This is a genomic window from Brevibacterium sp. H602, from assembly GCF_051172395.1.
Lineage (GTDB): Bacteria > Actinomycetota > Actinomycetes > Actinomycetales > Brevibacteriaceae > Brevibacterium.
Window position 1 is genome coordinate 334184 of record NZ_JBPIZD010000001.1, and the last position, 16651, is coordinate 350834.

Here is a 16651-nt window from a genome sequence, read left to right on the forward strand (position 1 = left end):
TGACGAGAGAAACCTGAAACAATGGCCCCATGGTGTGCCGAATCAACGAGCTCCTGATCGACTCTCATTGGCCTATCGTCATCATCGGCGCGGGCCAAGCCGGACTGTCCGCGGCACATTACCTGTGGCGCGACGGTCTCGCACCGGGCAAAGATTTCATCTTCCTCGATGCCGGAGACGGCCCCGGTGGTGCCTGGCGAGAACGGTGGGACTCATTGACCCTGGGGACCACCAACCACATCTCCGACCTACCTGGGTTTCCTCTCGGACGTCCCGACCCGAACGTCCCCGCCTCGGAGGTGGTGTCCGACTACTACTCCCGGTTCGAACGCGAACTGGAACTCTGCGTCATCCGCCCGGCTGAAGTGGACACCGTCCGGTCCGAAGAACCCGGACAGGGACGGTTCACCATCACTGCCACCGTCGACGGTGAACACGTGACGCTCTCCAGCGACTACCTCATCAACGCGACCGGCACGTGGACCCAGCCTTATGTCCCGTTCGTCCCCGGTATCGCGGAGTTCGAGGGCCACCAGCTGCATACCGTGAACTTCCGTGACGTCGAGGACTTCCGGGGACTGCGCACGCTCGTCGTCGGCGGTGGAATCTCCGCCACGCAGTTTCTCCTCGAACTCGCCGAAGTGACCGACACTCTTTGGGCCACACGCCGTCCACCGAACTTCACGTCCAGGGAATTCGACGGCCAATGGGGACTTGAGGTCGAACGAGCCGTTCGCGAACGAACTCTGTCCGGTCTGGCCCCAGCCAGCGTCGTCCGCACGACTGGCCTGCCGATCCGCAGAGAGTTCCGGGAAGGAATCGACTCAGGAGTTCTGGTGTCTCGAGGCATGTTCGACCGCATCCTTCCCCACGGCGTCCACTTCCCCGGACTCGGCGACACTGAGCTTCCGACCACGTCGGAAGGCTTGGGTCCTTCGGCCAGCGACTACCTGGCAGTGCCCGACTCATGGGCGCCGTTCGACGAACCCCGTGTCGAAGAGGTCGACGTGATCTTCTGGAACACCGGGTTCCGAGCAGCACTCAAACACCTTGCACCGCTGCGCCTGCGCACACCAGACGGCGGAATCTCCATGGAAACCGAGGTCGCGGTCAAAGACGATCCACGGCTGTTCCTCGTCGGCTACGGATCAGCCAGTTCCACGGTCGGCGCGACCAGGGCCGGAAGGATAGCGGCCCGAGAACTGCTCAAACGCATGTCTGGCAGTCGGCAGCCTCAGCGCAGGTCTGGGGCTTTGAGCACCTGATCGCCAAAGCGAACCGTCGGCAGCATCTGTCGGAACTGGTCTTGAGCCTCTGTGTCATCGGCTTGCGCAAGCATGTCGACGCTGACCTTGAAGAGCCGACCGTCGACAGATATTCCGGCAACTGCACCGAACATCACGGAGTCCTCTTTGTCGACAGCTCGCATGTCATCGGGTGCCAAGGTGCCGTGGAAGACCCAGTACTCTCCACCGCTGAGTGATCCGGTGGCCTCACTGGTCATGGACGATCCCGACGTGCTGAACATCCTCTCCCGCGCCTTGTCCACCAAATCTTGAGGTGACGACTCGTCGTCAGCAATGCAGTTGACAGTGATGATCGCGCCCGATTCGGCTTCATAGAGCCGGTATCCGTCGTAGCCGGACCCATCTGCCCAGTCGGCGCCCAAGGCCAAACTGACTTCGACGGGACATTGTCCGCCCAGGTCGACAGTGGTCTCGCTCATCCCGTCGGGAATCGTCGGGCCGGTTGCCGTCGGCGAAGGCGACTGTCCGTCGCCGATTCCCACATTCGCCGGTTTGGATCCCGCATCTTCGGAGCTGCTGACCCGGAATGCCGAACATCCGCTGAGAGTCAGGCCCAGGGCCAGCGTCACCGCTACGAGTGGTCTGTTCATCATTGTCTGCCTTCACTCGATCGGTGGGTCCTCCACATCGTACCCAATCATCTGGTCGTCCCCGGCCTCTGGCGCAAGTGTCAACTGCCGCCTAGCCTGGACTCATGACTGAGATCCCGCTGTTCGATGACTCCGATATCAACCGTGTGCTCTGCGTGGTCGCCCACCCTGACGATATGGAATACGGGGGTTCGGCAGCCGTGTCGAAATGGACCGATGAGGGCAAAGAAGTCGCCTATCTTCTGCTCACCCGAGGGGAAGCAGGTATCCGGGACATGAGCCCGGAGGAAGTGGCACCGCTGCGCGCCGAGGAACAGCGTCGTGCATGCAATATCGTCGGGGTCGACGATCTGGAGATCCTCGATTTCCCGGATGGTCTGCTGGAACCCACGCACGAGTTGCGTCGGGCAATCGCGCGGAAGATCCGCGAGTTCCGCCCGAATGCGGTTGTCGTGACGACCTTCGACCTCCAAGTGCAGTGGGGGCTCAATCATGTTGACCATCGCCATGCCGGCGTTGCCACTGTCGATGCCATTCGCGATGCCGACAATCCCTGGGTCTTCACCGACCTCAAGGACGAGGGACTTGAAGCGTGGAAAGCCGACCGGCTGCTCATCAACGGCGCCCAGCCCACCCACGCTGTGGCGCTCACTGCTGCGCACGTCGATCGTGGTGTGCGATCGCTTGAGGCGCACAAGGTCTATTTGGACGCCCTCAGTGATCATCCGGCGCCGAAGGATATGATCCCCGGCATCGCCACGAGCGGTGGAGAACTCGCCGGCGTCGACTACGCCTTACCGATCACAGTCGTCGATATGTGAGCACTTCGCCAATTGCTCCTTGCCAGCAGCCGGTGCTCCGAACCACTTCGACCGGCACGCTGCTGATAGAGAACAACCGGGTGGGACGCGTGTGCGTCCCACCCGGTTCGTACTTCACGAGTCGAACCTTCGACTCGCGGGAGAAGATCAGGCTCCCAGAGCTGCGATCGCCGAGTCGTAGTCGGGTTCGGTGGTGATCTCGTCAACGAGCTGGGTGTAGGTCACGGTGCCCTTCTCGTCGAGGACAACAACGGACCGGGCGAGCAGACCGGCGAGCGGACCGTCGACCATGGTCACACCGAAATCCTTGCCGAACGAGCTGCGGAATCCCGACGCCGTCACGACGTTCTCAATGCCTTCAGCGCCGCAGAAGCGTGCCTGGGCGAACGGAAGGTCGTTGGACACGCAGAGAACAGTGGTGTTCTCCAGGCCAGAGGCGAGTTCGTTGAACTTGCGCACCGAGGCGGCGCACACTCCCGTATCGAGGCTGGGGAAGATGTTGAGCACGACACGCTTGCCCGAGGTGTCCTGTGAGTTCACATCACCGAGGTCGGCACCGACGAGGCTGAATGCAGGGGCCTGTTCGCCCTTTGCGGGCAGTTCGCCGACGGTCTTGACCGGAGATCCCTGAAACGCTGTGTTGGCCATGCTTGACTCTCTCCTTCTTCAGAGCTGACTGCTGTCACCCTCACTCTACGTCAGACGGTGCCGAGGGGAACACGACGAACAGCGACCGGACTTTCTCCTGCCCTCGGATTGATGAATACCACGGATGGCAGACTGCCGCTCAGCGACGACGGCGGCGTGAGACGACCACGAGTGCCGAACCGAGTGCGATGATCGCAGCAGCGATGCCGATGCTTGTGGCAAGTTCGAAGCCGGTCCGCGGCAGGTCGGCCCCGTCGCCTGCGCCGGTTGCCGAACCGTCAGCTTCACGACCGTCGGCGCCGCCTTCAGCATTGCCGTCCGATGCACTGTTCGTCGAGCCGTCGTTCTCGGATGTTGATTCTCCGGCGTCGTCCTCCCCGGCAGCGCTTCCAGCACTCCCGGAACTCGCGCCGTCGGAGGCCCCACCGGCATCGGACTCGGCTCCAGCGGACGCATTCGAGCCTGCCTCGGCAGTGTCTTCGCCGGAGCTGTCGGAATCCTCGCTGTCGCCGGAATCGTCATCGTCTCCGCCGGGCGCGCGGCTGCTGGTGACGACTTGCCAGTTCTCGTCGAAGAAATCGGCGGGGTCGACAATCTGCTTCTCTTCCGCCCAGTCGATAAGTGCCTGACGCACCTCGACCTGTTCGTTGTAGACCTCCTTGAGTCCGTCGACCGGGTAGCCGCCACCACCGGACTGACGATAGTTGTTGATGGCGAGGATGAACCGGTCATCGTCTCCGATTTCGCTGCCGTCGGCCTGCGTGAGGTTCTCGATCCTCTCCCCGGTCGGTTTGGAGACATTGATGTCGTAGTCGATTCCGGCCAGAGCATCGTAGTTGTAGTCCGGGATCGGAGATTCCGAGACTTCGTCGATCGCGTTCGTGCCGTCGACCGGGTCGAACTCGGCGCCTTCATCGGTCTGTTTGAAATAGCGTGCCGAGTATTCGAGATAGTCGCGCAGTTGAGCACCGTTAATCTCGACTCCGGCAAGAGTGTTGTCGTAGACGTAGAGTCCGGCCACATCTCGGATCGTGATGTCGCCGGCGGGGAACTCTGCGGTGCGGCTGAAGGGTGACGCCTGCGAGATCACGGGAAGATCGGCATAGTCCGTTCCCTTCAGCCCTTCTTCAACCGTCTCGGTTTGGACGTGGGAGATGAAGTCGAGGATTGCCGTGTCTTCATAGTAGGAGGTCTTCGCCGACAACGTTTCGGTGACCGATCCGATCTTCGTGTTCACGTAGTCGATCGTGGTCTGGTGCTGCTCATCGACAAGGTCTTTGATCTCCTGGTCCTCGGCGACCTCCCCTTGGGTGGCAAGAGCATCTGCGTGCGGCGTGGTCTCGCCCCAGTCGACGTGGTGGGTGTCAAGGTTGATCGGCAGTCCCACCTCGGATACCGACCGTGCCCAATAGTTCGGTTGGGTGATGAGCACCTGGGTGCCGTCGTCACGGGTCACGACCTGACTGGGTTCGTTCTGATGAGTATGGCCGGCGACGAGGACATCAACTCCGGGCACTTTCGCTACCGAAGTGCTGACGTTCTCCTGCAGCTCGTCCGGATCCCAGCTCTGTCCCTTCGGATCTTTGCCAGAGTGGGACAGTACGACGATGACGTCTGCGCCCTTCTGTTTCATCTCGGGCACGTACTTCTGTGCCGTCTCGACCGGATCGTCGAAGTGCACCTTCCCGGACAGATTGTTCTTGTCCCAGATGCGGCTGCCGGGAGTGGTCACGCCGAGCACACCGACGGTGATCGTCTCACCATCGACCTGCTTTTCCACCATCGCATACGGGTCCAAATGGGACTGTCCGTCGGCATCGTCGATGACATTGGCTCCGAGCAGCGGAAAGTCGACCTGGTCGCGGTAGGTGGCCAGCAGATCGAGTCCGTAGTTGAATTCGTGGTTGCCGACGACCTGCGCGTCGTATCCCAGGTGGTTGTAGGTCTTGGCCAGCGGGTGGGTTGGGCCGCTCGTCGTGATCGGTTCCTGTTTGGCGAAGTAATAGGCCAAAGGATTGCCTTGGATCGAGTCACCATTGTCGACGAGGAGCACGGAATCGGCACCTTTGTCCTCACGCACTCCCTTGATGAGAGTCGAGGCTCGGGACATGCCCAGCTCCTCCCCTGCCGGATAGGGCTTGTTCGCGAAGTAGTCCCAGTTGAGTACGTTGCCGTGGACGTCGGTGGTCGCCAACAGTGTCAGTTCTCCGGTCGTCGCCGCCTGAGAGCCGGCGGGGGCATCGGCACTGCCGAGGCCGGTCGCGGAGGCGGCTGCAGGGCCGGTGATGATGAGTGCGAGGGCGAGTGTGGACGAGGTCAGGGTGCGCAGACGCATGAGTCTCCAGAAGACTGGTCAAAGAGGATGAAAGTGATCCAACTCTCTTACCCTAGTGGACGCTGATCGTTTTCTGGATGGATCTTGAGAGAAATTTGCACAAATTCTCTTGCGTTCACGCTGTGGCGGAATCGGCTCCACCTGCCTCACCCTTCGCAGACGCAAATTTCGATTCGACGATGATGAGGATGACGACGACCGCCGCGCCGAGGACCGCGAGCAGGATCGGACCGAGTACCGGATCAACGGGGGCCAGCAGGCCGCCCGCTCCGTGCTCTTCACCGTCGGCGCCCACCTCGGCAGAAGACTGCCAGGGCCAGAGCGCACGCAGGGACCCGAACATCAGGCCGGCCATGACGATGAGAGTCCACCACCGGTGGTTGTGCAGGAAGTACTTGAGGATATTGACGAAGACCGCCAGGCCGAGGATCGCGCCGAGCAGGAAGATTCCGAGGTACCCGAAATCACGGGCGTCGACTGCACGCAGCGTCGTCGAGTACATGCCGACTGCCAGCAGGAAGAACGATCCGGATACTCCGGGAACGACGAGTGCGCAGACGGCGATCGAGGCGACGAAGAAGACTGCGATGAGCGGCGGGTTCTCCACGTCTGCCCCTCCGGCCAGACTCGTCATCCAGAATGCGAGAGCGGCGGCGGCGATGAAGGCAAGAGTACCGAGGAGCGCGGGCTGTCGCGAGGACCGTGCCGGCAGCATCCGCAACGGCACCGCGATGCTCGCGGCGACGAGTCCGAAGAACAGCCCGCGTGAGAGTTCGGGGTTGCCGGTGACGAAGCCTTCCATGACACCGGCGATGGTGAACACTGCCGCGGCCATGCCCAACAGAACAGGAATGACGAGGAACCAGTCGGTGCGCCGCAGCTCTGCCAGCGCTCCCGCGACACGGTTCGGTCCTGTCACGAGAGTCTTCGCTGCCGCAACGACGTGGGCTGCGGAGTCGATGAGCTGGTCGTAGACTCCGGTGACCAAAGCGATGGTTCCCCCAGAGACTCCGGGGACGAGTTCGGCGCTGCCGATGAGGAAACCGCGGATCAGGTCGAGCGGGAGGAGCGCTTTGGATCTTTTCGGCGCAGTGTCGGTATCGGTCGGCGGGGTGTTCGTCATACCTCCCAGCTTATTTGATCCACTCCACGCAGATGAGTCGCGACTCAGTCGCCGATCTCACCATCGATGTCTTCGCGCAGGATGTCCGCATGACCTGCATGTCGTGCGTATTCTTCGATGAGATGGATGAGGATCCAGCGAACGTTGAATTTCTCTCCGTCACGGTTACCTCGTTCGGTGAGGGTGTCGAGGTCGGCCACCTCGGCGAGGATTTCACGTGACTTCTCACAGGCGTGCTCGTGGTCGGCCAGGAGCTCGTCCGCGGTCATTCCGGACGCGGACTCGAAGTCCCAATCGCGGTCGGAGGCCCAGTCGACTCCCGACCACGGCTCCCCCAGCTCTCGGCCCTGCAGTACTTCGACGAACCAGCTCTCCTCGACGAGCGTGAGATGACGGAGGATGCCGCCGATCGTCAGGGACGATGAGGCCACGGTGTGGTCGAGCTGCTCGGGCGTCAGCCCATCGACCTTGCGACGGATCACCTGTCGGAAGTACTCGACGAATTCTTCGAGCCCACGACGTTCGTTCGGGGAGTTGCTCGGATCGGTCAATGGCAGGGTCATGCTGAGCCTCTCTGATCATGCAGACGGCCTGATGTTCGAACCAGGCGTATGAGGTTCAGTCTAGTTTTCGCCGACCGATGTCGAAGAGATTTCCTTCGGGATCTTTCAGAGTCGTCCATTCGATCCCATACTCGTCGAAAGACGCGAGCTTCTGTGCGCCCAAGGAGACCGCGCGGTCGACGTCCGCCGGATAGTCCGGATCGTCGAGGTCGATGTGCAGCGGATTCTTCCCTTCTGCCCGTTCGTCGACCTTGAGGAAGAGCATTCCCGGGGTCGGTGACTCGCTGTTGTGGACTCCCCCGATGCTCGCGACGAACTCGTTGGCGCCGGGATCGATGTCGGCACCGAGAAGGTCTGCCCAGAAGATCGATTGTGCTTCCACATCGAGGCAGTCGAAGGTGATGCTCAAAGATGCCAGCGACGCCATGAGCGCGGTCCTTTCGCAGTCGGATAGGTGTTGACCCGACTCTAGAGCACCCCACTGACACGACACGTCGAAGCCGTCATCGGCGGTTATCCGCCGTCATCGTCGCGTCACCCGCGGGGCTGGCGCGCCAACTGCCGCGACTGAGCGACGAGGCGACCGGCCGAGTCCCACAGTTCGCAGTCCTCTTCGAACATTCCGCCGGCGATGTTCCGAGTGGACAGTCGCGCGCTGATCCAGCCCGGAGCGGGCAAGGCGCGGACGTGTGCGGTCAGTTCCATCGTCGGCGCCCAGTTGAAGCGACCGAGGTCGAACATCACCGGCGGAAACGAATCAAGGAAAGTCAGCAATGACAGCGGGTCCGGGTCGGTCCCGTCGATGAACCGAATCCAACCTTGCAGCACTCCGCGACCACTGGGTTTGCCGACCGCGAATCCTGCGGTAGCCGGGTCGAGGCGCATATCGAACCGTTCGATGAGCGGCGCCGCCTTCTTGAAGTCCTCGCTGGCTTCGGCGACACCGACGCATTCTTCCGGTGGGGGCAGCTGGGGCGGCGTGGCTGTCGTGCCGACATCGTCGGGAAGCTCGCCGAGGTTGCCCATCGTGGCCATCGCCGAGATCGTCGGTGCCCCGTTCTGGGAGAGTTCGATGCCGTAGCTCGCCGTCGATCGGCCTTCGTGCAGTGAGCGCGTGGTGATGTCGACCGGACCTTCTCTGCTCGGTCCGAGATAGAAGGTGGAGATGACGAGGGGGTCCGGGGTGCTCGGGTTGACGGCCCGCAGGGCTTGTCCGGCGACTCCGAGGAGGTAGCCTCCGTTGACGGCTCCGGCGACTTTCCAGCCGGCGTCGAGGTCGGCGGTGAAGCTGTGGTCGCCTTGACGGGTGACTGCGGTGGCCTGTGAGAACTCACTGACGGTCGATTGACTCATATCACATACAGTACCAACAACTGAACGAACGTCCAGCCAGATTCAATGCCGACCAGCCTGTCGTTCGTTGCCGTGGCGATAGTTTCCTGTCGCCCGTGCCAACAGCTGCTGGTCGGTGTCGTCATCTCGGCCGAGTTTGGGGATGAGTGCGGCAGCATTCTTGCCGCCGAGCTCCATGACGGTGCGGCCGCCTCGGCGAATGAGGAGGATTCCGGATTTGGTGACTTGGTAGTCGAATGGGTCATCTTCAAGGCTCATGTCTGGACTCCTTCGTCGGGCGCACCTTGACGCTTTCAACTCTGCGTTGAGTTGCTGTGAGCACTCACCGATTAGTCTAAGCGCATGAGTGTGAAGCTGACCCGGGTCGATCCACATGGCTACCACGATGATCATCTTATTGATCTCTACACCACGGAACAGTTCCCCTTTCACGCCAAGTTGTCCGTCTAGTCGAAGGAAGAAGTGCGCGAACGGATCGGGGACGGCTACTTCAACAGTGAGGAGACCGAGACGTTCTGGCTCGTACACAGCGAGCGTGGCCGGATCGGCATCGTCCGCCTCGAGGGTCTTCGTGACGAGACCCGGATGTTCGACCTCCGATTAGCCTCGCGATTTCGAGGCCGGGGCTTCGGCATTGAGGCATTGACCGCCATTACCGCTCATGTCTTTTCCACCACGGGAGCAAATCGGTTGGAGGGTCAGACCCGCGAAGACAATCACGCCATGAGGTCGGTTTTCGACCGGGCGGGCTGGACGAAAGAAGCTCACTATCGCCGCTCGTGGCCTGTAATCGGCAGCGATCCGCTGGATTCGGTCGGCTATGCGATCCTGCGCGAGGAATGGGAGACAGGCGTCGTCCATGAGCTGCACTGGCACGATCGCCGTCATTTCCGTGAGCAGACTCGTGCCGGGATCACGTATTCGTCGAATACTCCACCATCGCGCAGTGAGATGCTCGCGCTCTACAACTCAGTCGGATGGTCGGCGTACACGAACGCCCCGGAACGACTGGTCCGCAGTGTCCTCAATTCTTCGCACGTGGTTTGTGCTCACCAGGCAGAGCTGCTCGTCGGATTGGCGCGCGTGGTCAGCGACTTCGGAACACTTGTCTACCTCCAAGATGTCCTCGTCGATCCAGGAATGCAGCGGCGCGGCCTCGGGGCTGAACTCGTCGCTCGCGTCCTCGAACCTTTCACCGATGTCCGGCAGACCGTCCTGCTCACCGACGCCGATCCCGGACTGGCTGAGTTCTACACGACGCTCGGCTTCAGCGAGGCCGCCCCGTCTGCAGAGGCAGCGGTCCGTGCTTTCCTCCGCTGACATGAAAGTGCCCCTGGCCTTCGGGCCAGGGGCACTTTCTCTCAGTCGGTCAACGAGTGACTGTCAGAGTGTGTTTCAGTTGTTCTTCTTGCGACGCATGGTCAGAACAACAGCGGCTCCACCGACGAGGAGCAGTCCGGCTCCGGCAGCCAGGCCGGTCAGCTCGGCACCGGTGCGAGGCAGATCAGATCCGCCGCCGTCACCGTTTCCATCATCGTTGCCGTTGTCGTCACCGTCGTCGCCGCCGCCGTTGCCGTCTTCGTCGGCAACAACTTCGAAGGAGCCGGTGAGGGCATCTTCGTCTTCGGTGTCGTTGGCGCCAGTGACCTCGAGGTCGTACTTACCGAGGTAGGCCTCGGGGTTCGAGGCGCTGGTGCCGTAGATCGAGAATCCGACGACTCCGTCAGCGTTAGCGGTCTCTTCGAGGGTGATGCCCTCGACGTTTTCAGGACCGGCAACAACTTCGAGGGTGACGTTCTCGCCCTCTTCGAAGCCTTCAGCGGTGATCTGAACGCCCTTGTCTTCCTTCACGAAGTTCGAAGCGGAGATCTCCTTCGGCTCGACGGTCAGGTTGCGATCGGCCTCGGCAGCCTGGACAGTCACCATGAAGTTGGCTGCTTCCGAGGTCTGTCCGTTAGCGGTAACCGTGGCGGAGTAGGCGTACTCGCCGGCCTCAGCAGGAGCCTCGGTGGCGAAGTTTCCGTCAGCATCGGTCTTGACCGTGACGCTGCCTTCAGCCGGTGCGGCCTGTGCCTGAGCCGAACCCGCCTGGGCATCGCCAGCCGGCTTCCAGGTCAGCTTCACTTCAGCGTTCGGAGCAGCCTTACCGGTGATCTTTCCGCCTTCAACGACGGTCTGATCTCCGACCTTGGGAGCTTCAGGCTTCTCGTCACCGTCAGCGTCGGAATCGGCCTTGTCATCCTTGCCGTCGGCGGCAGCGGATGCATCGGCGTCATCACCATCAGCGGCAGCGGAAGCATCAGCCTCTGCTCCGTCTGCGTCGGCCGAAGCTTCAGCGTCGTCGCCTTCTGCAGCGGACGAAGCGTCGGCTTCCTTGGCGTCTGCGTCAGCGTTGTCGGAAGCGTTGGCATCGTCGCCCTCAGCCGCGGCGGAAGCATCTGCGTCCTCACCGTCGGCAGCGGCCGAAGCATCTGCATCTTCGCCGTCGGCAGCGGCCGAAGCATCTGCGTCCTTGTCGTCCTCACCTGGAGGTTCTTCGTTCGGGTCGGTGAAGGAGATCTTCTGTCCGGACTTCTCGAGCGAGTAGTCGAGATCAGCAACCCAGCTGAAGTCAATTGCGTCGCCGTTCTCATCCGTTGCGGGACCGCCACCGGAAATGACTCCGACTGCAGTCTCACCCTGGAATACGCCGCCACCGGAATCTCCTGGAGCGGAGAACGGATCGCCCTCCTGCGCCTTGACGCCAAAGCCGTGGACGAAGCGTCCGCTGACCTTGGTAAACTCGAACTCCTCGTTGTAGACAGTCCACGTCTCGTTCTCGGTCAGCCCGGTAGTTCGGCCAGCCTTCTGAACGGTACCTTCGCTGTGGGCGCCGACCTCGGTGATGTCGGTAGCGAGCTTCGCACCGAGATCGTCTTCGCCGGCGGTCGACCAGTCAGTCACACCGGTCTTGACGTTGTATTTCGAGGCATCGACATTGATAACCGCGAAATCGATATCGTCGGCTTTGGGCTGAGCATCTGAGCCCGGAGGAACCAATTCTCCGCCGTACTTGTGGTAGCCCCACGTGCCGATGATACCAAGTCCCGACTGTACTCCTCCCTCGCCACCCTTGGCGGGAGCAGTCGACGGCTGCTCGGTTTCGTTGACGATCGTGTCGCCCTCGAACTCATTGGTAGTCTGGTTAATGATCTTGGCGCAGTGACCGGCCGTGAGCACGATCGGCTTGCCGTCCGCATCCCATCCGGAGAAACCGGTCGAGCACGCTCCGCCGCCCGCGCCCGCTTTGACGAGGTATCCTGCACCGCCGACCAGGTCGTTGCCGGCGTAGGCCTTGAGTTCCTTGATTCCCTCGACGACCTTGACGTTCGAGAAATCCTGCTCAAGTTTCTCGGTGTTCTTATCGGCCTTATCCACACCAATGGTGAGCTTGCCGTTCTTGGCACCGTAAGCATTCACGCCGGATGCCTTGTCTAGGGCCTTTTGCACTGCCGCTTCGCTCTGCACATTCAGCTTCTGCGGACCGTTGTCAGCGACGGCCGGCCCAGCGACGAACGCGCCGCCGAGGCCGAGTGCTGTCGCGGTTGCCAGCGCCAGCGAACTCTGCACGAGTTTCTTCTGCATAAGTTGTTGTCTCTCTGTTCTGAGGGATCAATTGTCACAAGTAGATGACCTAAGTCACGATAAGGTTACGGGCCGCTCTCAGGAACTACCAAAAAAGTACGCCCAAAACTGTGAACTTAATGACCGAAACTTCAGCAGATGTACAAAGTGACTTGCCGGCATCTTCCAGGAGACCGCCCCCATGAATAGACGGTGCCCCCGGTCAGAAGACCGGGGGCATCGTCAGTGCCAGCTCAGCAGACCGTCAGACGGTCAGCATCCCTGTACTCAGTTGTTGTTCTTGCGACGCATGGTCAGAACCACTGCGGCTCCACCGACGAGGAGCAGTCCGGCTCCGGCAGCCAAGCCGGTCAGCTCGGCACCGGTGCGAGGCAGGTCAGAACCGCCGTCACCGTTTCCGTCATCGTCGTTTCCGTCGCCAGCTCCGCCATCGGCGTTGCCGTCGTCGTTGTTTCCGTCATCGTCGCCACCGGATCCGCCGCCGGATCCGTCTTCGTCAGCGACAACCTCGAACGAACCGGTCAGTGCCGACTCGTCCTCGGTGTCGTTGGCGCCGGTGACCTCGACGTCATACTTGCCGAGGTAGGCCTCGGGGTTCTCGGCACTGGTGCCGTAGATCGAGAATGCGGCAGCACCGTTCTCGTTGGCGGTCTCTTCCAGCTCAATGCCTTCGACGCCTTCGGGTCCGCTGGCAACCTCGAGGTTGACCTCCTCGCCCTCTTCGAAGCCCTTGACCGTGATCGTCACGCCGTTGTCTTCCTTCACGAAGTCGGAAGCCGCGATCTGCTTGGGATCGATGCTGATCTCACGCTCGGCAGGAGCAGGAGTCTCGGACTCGTCCTTCTCAACGGTCACGTCGAATTCGGTCGTCTTGGACTCCTGTCCATCGACGGTCGCAGTCGCAGTGAAGTTGTACTCGCCTTCGGCCTCGGGGCCTTCGACGGAGAAGTTGCCATCCTTGTCGGCCTTGACGGTCTCAGAACCGTTCTCGGCCTGTGACTTGGCCTGGGTGCCCTTTTCGCCTTCAGCGGCTTCCCACTTGACCTCGACCTCGGCGCCGGCCTCGGCCTTGCCCTTGACCTTGCCCTCAGGTTCGATTGTCTGGTCTTCGGCCTTCGGAGCGGCAGGAGCCTCAGGGGTCTCCTCGCCCGGCTTCTCGAGGTTGAAGTCCGTGCCGGACTCCTCGAGCGAGTGATCCAGGTCGGCAACCCAGGTGAACGAGGTGTTCGCGTCGAGGTTGCCGCCGCCGGAGATGACACCCACAGCAGTATTGCCCTGGTAGACGCCGCCACCGGAGTCGCCCGGCTGCGAGAAGGGCTTGTCGATCGGAGCGGTCACGCCGAATCCGTGGACCCAGCGACCGCCGACGTTCTGGTAGTCGAAGTCGTACTCCGAACGCGGCAGAACCTCGCCCTCGGTCTTGCCGGTGGTACGACCGGACTTGCTGATGGAGCCGTCCTTATGCGCGCCGACCTCGGTGATCTCGGTGGTCGACTTAGCCAGATCGTCCGAATCGGCGGTCGACCAGTCGGTGATGCCGTTCTTGACGTTGTACTTCGACTCATCGACATTGATCACAGCGAAGTCGATGTCGGACGCGCTGGGCTCAGGCCAGTTGTCCGAGTCGGCACCTTCGAGCAGGTCGCCGCCGAAGTTGGCGAAGCCCCACTTGCCGATGACGCCGTTGCCGGAGGCCTGGAAGCCTTCTCCGCCGTTTGCCTGAGAGATCGAGGGCTTCTCAGTCTGGTCGACAGTGGTGTCTCCGTCGAACTCGTTGGTCTGCTCGTTGATGATCTTCGAGCAGTGTCCGGCGGTGAGGACGACGGGCTTGCCGTCTCCGTCCCAGCCGGAGAAGCCAGTCGAGCAGGCTCCGCCGCCCTCGCCAGCCTTGACCAGGTAGCCGGCACCGCCGACGAGGTCATTCTTCGCGTAGGGCTTCAGTTCCTTGATGCCCTCGGTGACCTTGATGTTCTGGTACTTCTTTTCGAGCTTCTTGATCTCGTCGGTCTTCTTGGCAACGCCGATGCTGAGCTCGCCGCCGTCGGTGCCGTAGGCGTTGACGCCTTCGATGCCGGACAGTGCCTTCTGGACGTGAGCTTCACTCTGGAGGTCCAGCTTCTGCGGGGCGTTGTCAGCCATCGCCGGCGAGGCGACGAGCGCGCCGCTCAGGCCCAGCGCCGCAGCGGCGCTGATGGCCAGCGAACTCTGCACGAGTTTCTTCTGCATAAGGTTGATTCCCTTGATCGTTGTCGATGCTTCGATTGCCCGACCCCGTCAACAGGCTTCGCCGCGACTCGGCGGTTCATGCTTCCGGCGTCAGATTTCCAACCGTGTGAAAGGTTACGGTTTGATCACGACGCAATGCAAAAACCATCAATGTCGCAGGTGAACACAACTTACAGAAGTCGGACTGCACAAGCTGTCCTGTGTTCTGCCAGGCCGCTCGAAAACGGTGCCGTTATGATCGGGGGCATGCCGAACCACACAATGCTTCGCACCCTGGACCCTACGAGACCCACCTCGAGGCTCGCGCTCGGACTTGCTGCCCTTGCGCTCACCCTGCCGTTGGCAGCCTGTGACACCGGTAACGACCCACGGAATCCAAGCTCTCCGTCCCCTACCGAATCCAGCGAAACCACTTCACCCAGCAACGACGCCTCAAAGCTGGATCCCACCGGCAAGTGGACCTCACCGGAAAAGGGCGATCCGTTCCTCGAATTCGCTGAAGACGGCTCGCTCGAAGGCTCTGACGGCTGCAACGCGATCGTCACCAGCTGGAAAGTCGAAGGCGACGAGATCGCCATCGACTCCTTCATGTCGACCCAGAAAGCCTGCGCCGGCGTCGACACATGGCTGAGCAAAGCCTCAACTGCGACTATCGAAGGCAATGTCATGAAGGTCAAAGACAGCAACGGAAAAGTCATCGGCGGACTGGAGAAGGAAGACAAATGACACAAGAACTCATCGGCCGCTGGATTGCCGAGACGAACGAACGAGCCTTCCTCGAATTCTCCGAGGACGGCTCACTGCGTGGCAGCGACGGCGCCAACAACCTTGTGACCTCGTGGTCGGCTGAACCCGAGGGTTTGATGATCAAGTCCTCGATGATGACGCTCAAGGCCGCTCCCGGAATGATCACTTGGGTTCCCAAAGCCAGGAGGGTCGAACCCGATGGCGATCGTCTGCAGCTCTTCGATGCTGCGGACAACCACCTCGGTGATCTTCACCGTCAGCCCCCGGGCACCACTCACAAGCTCGGCGGTCGTTAGATGGCCGGGGGTCTGATCGCGCTCCTCGACGATGTGGCCGCGCTGGTCAAGCTTTCGGCTGCCAGCCTCGACGATGTCGCCGCGGGTGCATCGCGAGCCAGTGCCAAAGCCGCGGGCGTCGTCATCGACGATGCGGCAGTGACACCGAAGTTCGTCGAAGGAGTGGACCCGAAGCGCGAGCTTCCGATCATCCAGCGCATCGCCCTGGGATCACTGTTCAACAAGCTCGTCATCATCCTCCCGATCATTCTGCTGCTCAGCCAATTTCTGCCCTGGCTCCTCACCCCTCTGCTCATGATCGGCGGCACCTACCTGTGCTACGAGGGTGCCGAGAAGGTCTTCGAGAAACTCGGTTGGATCGCCCACCACGAGAAAGACACCCCGGCCTCAGAGCAGACAACCGATGGCAAGGCGGCAGAGAAGAAAGTTGTGCGATCGGCCATCACCACCGATTTCGTCCTCAGCTGCGAGATCATGGTCATCGCCCTCAACGAGGTGGCTGGCGAGTCCCTGACCAGCCGTGCCATCATCCTCGCTATCGTCGGTCTCGGAATCACCGTCGGTGTCTACGGTGTCGTCGCGCTCATCGTGAAGATGGATGACATCGGGCTGCATATGGCGAAGAAGGACGCGCCCGGGCAGCAGAAGTTCGGACGGTTCCTCGTCGAGGCTATGCCGAAGCTGCTCGCACTGCTCTCCGTCGTGGGCACCTTCGCCATGCTGTGGGTCGGAGGCCACATCATCCTCGTCGGCACCGATGAGCTCGGCTTCCACGCCCTCTACGGCTTCGTCCACCACCTCGAAGAGCCCGTCGCCGCGATCGCGGTCATCGGCGGTTTCCTGGGATGGCTCGTCAACACGTTCTTCTCCCTCATCCTCGGTGCGATCTGGGGAGGCATCGTCGTCGGCGTGATCTTCGGGGTCAAAGCGCTCTTCAAAGGCAAGAGCTCTTCGGATGGCACGCACGCGCCCGCCGAGGCGGGGCCGCACTCAGATCAGTCCCGAACGTAGTCGTCCG

16 protein-coding genes are annotated in these 16651 nt (G+C 61.6%); 6 read left to right on the forward strand and 10 right to left on the reverse strand.

The window, feature by feature from the left end:
* Positions 1 to 29 precede the first annotated feature (29 nt).
* Positions 30 to 1265, forward strand: coding sequence for an FAD-dependent oxidoreductase (locus tag ACSBQT_RS01535; RefSeq protein WP_435000705.1), 1236 nt, complete (start codon positions 30 to 32; stop codon positions 1263 to 1265).
* On the opposite strand, the gene ACSBQT_RS01540 is transcribed toward ACSBQT_RS01535, so the two are convergent.
* A complete protein-coding gene (locus ACSBQT_RS01540) occupies positions 1235 to 1897 on the reverse strand; it encodes a hypothetical protein (RefSeq protein WP_410710221.1) in 663 nt (220 codons plus the stop codon). The genes ACSBQT_RS01535 and ACSBQT_RS01540 overlap by 31 nt on opposite strands.
* A gap of 104 nt (positions 1898 to 2001) precedes the next feature.
* On the opposite strand from ACSBQT_RS01540, the gene ACSBQT_RS01545 reads away from it, so the two are divergent.
* The gene (locus ACSBQT_RS01545) at positions 2002 to 2718 is read left to right on the forward strand and encodes a PIG-L deacetylase family protein (protein ID WP_410710222.1); all 717 of its coding nucleotides are present in this window, start codon (positions 2002 to 2004) and stop codon (positions 2716 to 2718) included.
* 147 nt (positions 2719 to 2865) lie between these two features.
* Here the strand turns inward: ACSBQT_RS01545 and tpx are convergent, their stop codons facing one another.
* From tpx to ACSBQT_RS01580, 7 genes are all read right to left on the reverse strand, one after another.
* Positions 2866 to 3366 carry a thiol peroxidase gene (tpx, locus tag ACSBQT_RS01550; protein WP_139907565.1) on the reverse strand — a complete coding sequence of 167 codons (501 nt, stop codon included), beginning with the start codon at positions 3364 to 3366 and terminating at the stop codon, positions 2866 to 2868.
* A 139-nt stretch (positions 3367 to 3505) separates the two neighbouring features.
* Positions 3506 to 5701 (reverse strand): bifunctional metallophosphatase/5'-nucleotidase, encoded by a 2196-nt coding sequence (locus tag ACSBQT_RS01555; RefSeq protein ID WP_435000707.1) that lies wholly within the window; start codon positions 5699 to 5701, stop codon positions 3506 to 3508.
* Between the two features lie 115 nt (positions 5702 to 5816).
* A complete protein-coding gene (locus ACSBQT_RS01560) occupies positions 5817 to 6824 on the reverse strand; it encodes a DUF368 domain-containing protein (RefSeq protein WP_435000709.1) in 1008 nt (335 codons plus the stop codon).
* A gap of 44 nt (positions 6825 to 6868) precedes the next feature.
* Positions 6869 to 7387 (reverse strand): DinB family protein, encoded by a 519-nt coding sequence (locus tag ACSBQT_RS01565; protein ID WP_435000710.1) that lies wholly within the window; start codon positions 7385 to 7387, stop codon positions 6869 to 6871.
* Between the two features lie 55 nt (positions 7388 to 7442).
* Positions 7443 to 7814 (reverse strand): VOC family protein, encoded by a 372-nt coding sequence (locus ACSBQT_RS01570; RefSeq protein WP_264801362.1) that lies wholly within the window; start codon positions 7812 to 7814, stop codon positions 7443 to 7445.
* 107 nt (positions 7815 to 7921) lie between these two features.
* The gene (locus ACSBQT_RS01575; RefSeq protein WP_435000711.1) at positions 7922 to 8740 is read right to left on the reverse strand and encodes a thioesterase family protein; all 819 of its coding nucleotides are present in this window, start codon (positions 8738 to 8740) and stop codon (positions 7922 to 7924) included.
* A 42-nt stretch (positions 8741 to 8782) separates the two neighbouring features.
* The gene (locus ACSBQT_RS01580) at positions 8783 to 8998 is read right to left on the reverse strand and encodes a hypothetical protein (RefSeq protein WP_435000712.1); all 216 of its coding nucleotides are present in this window, start codon (positions 8996 to 8998) and stop codon (positions 8783 to 8785) included.
* Between the two features lie 204 nt (positions 8999 to 9202).
* On the opposite strand from ACSBQT_RS01580, the gene ACSBQT_RS01585 reads away from it, so the two are divergent.
* Positions 9203 to 10060 carry a GNAT family N-acetyltransferase gene (locus ACSBQT_RS01585; RefSeq protein ID WP_435000713.1) on the forward strand — a complete coding sequence of 286 codons (858 nt, stop codon included), beginning with the start codon at positions 9203 to 9205 and terminating at the stop codon, positions 10058 to 10060.
* Between the two features lie 75 nt (positions 10061 to 10135).
* Here ACSBQT_RS01585 and ACSBQT_RS01590 read toward each other — a convergent pair whose 3' ends face one another.
* The gene (locus tag ACSBQT_RS01590) at positions 10136 to 12364 is read right to left on the reverse strand and encodes a S1 family peptidase (protein WP_435000714.1); all 2229 of its coding nucleotides are present in this window, start codon (positions 12362 to 12364) and stop codon (positions 10136 to 10138) included.
* Between the two features lie 267 nt (positions 12365 to 12631).
* Positions 12632 to 14590: an LPXTG cell wall anchor domain-containing protein gene (locus tag ACSBQT_RS01595; protein WP_435000716.1), complete on the reverse strand. Its 1959-nt coding sequence runs from the start codon at positions 14588 to 14590 to the stop codon at positions 12632 to 12634.
* A gap of 246 nt (positions 14591 to 14836) precedes the next feature.
* Between ACSBQT_RS01595 and ACSBQT_RS01600 the strand changes: the two genes are divergently transcribed.
* From ACSBQT_RS01600 to ACSBQT_RS01610, 3 genes are read left to right on the forward strand one after another with little or no spacing between them, the layout of a single operon-like run.
* Positions 14837 to 15316 carry an META domain-containing protein gene (locus ACSBQT_RS01600; RefSeq protein ID WP_435000717.1) on the forward strand — a complete coding sequence of 160 codons (480 nt, stop codon included), beginning with the start codon at positions 14837 to 14839 and terminating at the stop codon, positions 15314 to 15316.
* Complete coding sequence (locus ACSBQT_RS01605) at positions 15313 to 15633, forward strand: META domain-containing protein (protein WP_410710231.1); 321 nt, start codon at positions 15313 to 15315, stop codon at positions 15631 to 15633. Before ACSBQT_RS01600 ends, ACSBQT_RS01605 begins: the two co-directional genes overlap by 4 nt.
* A complete protein-coding gene (locus tag ACSBQT_RS01610; protein WP_435000718.1) occupies positions 15634 to 16644 on the forward strand; it encodes a DUF808 domain-containing protein in 1011 nt (336 codons plus the stop codon). It abuts the gene before it with no gap.
* Positions 16645 to 16651: the final 7 nt, after the last annotated feature.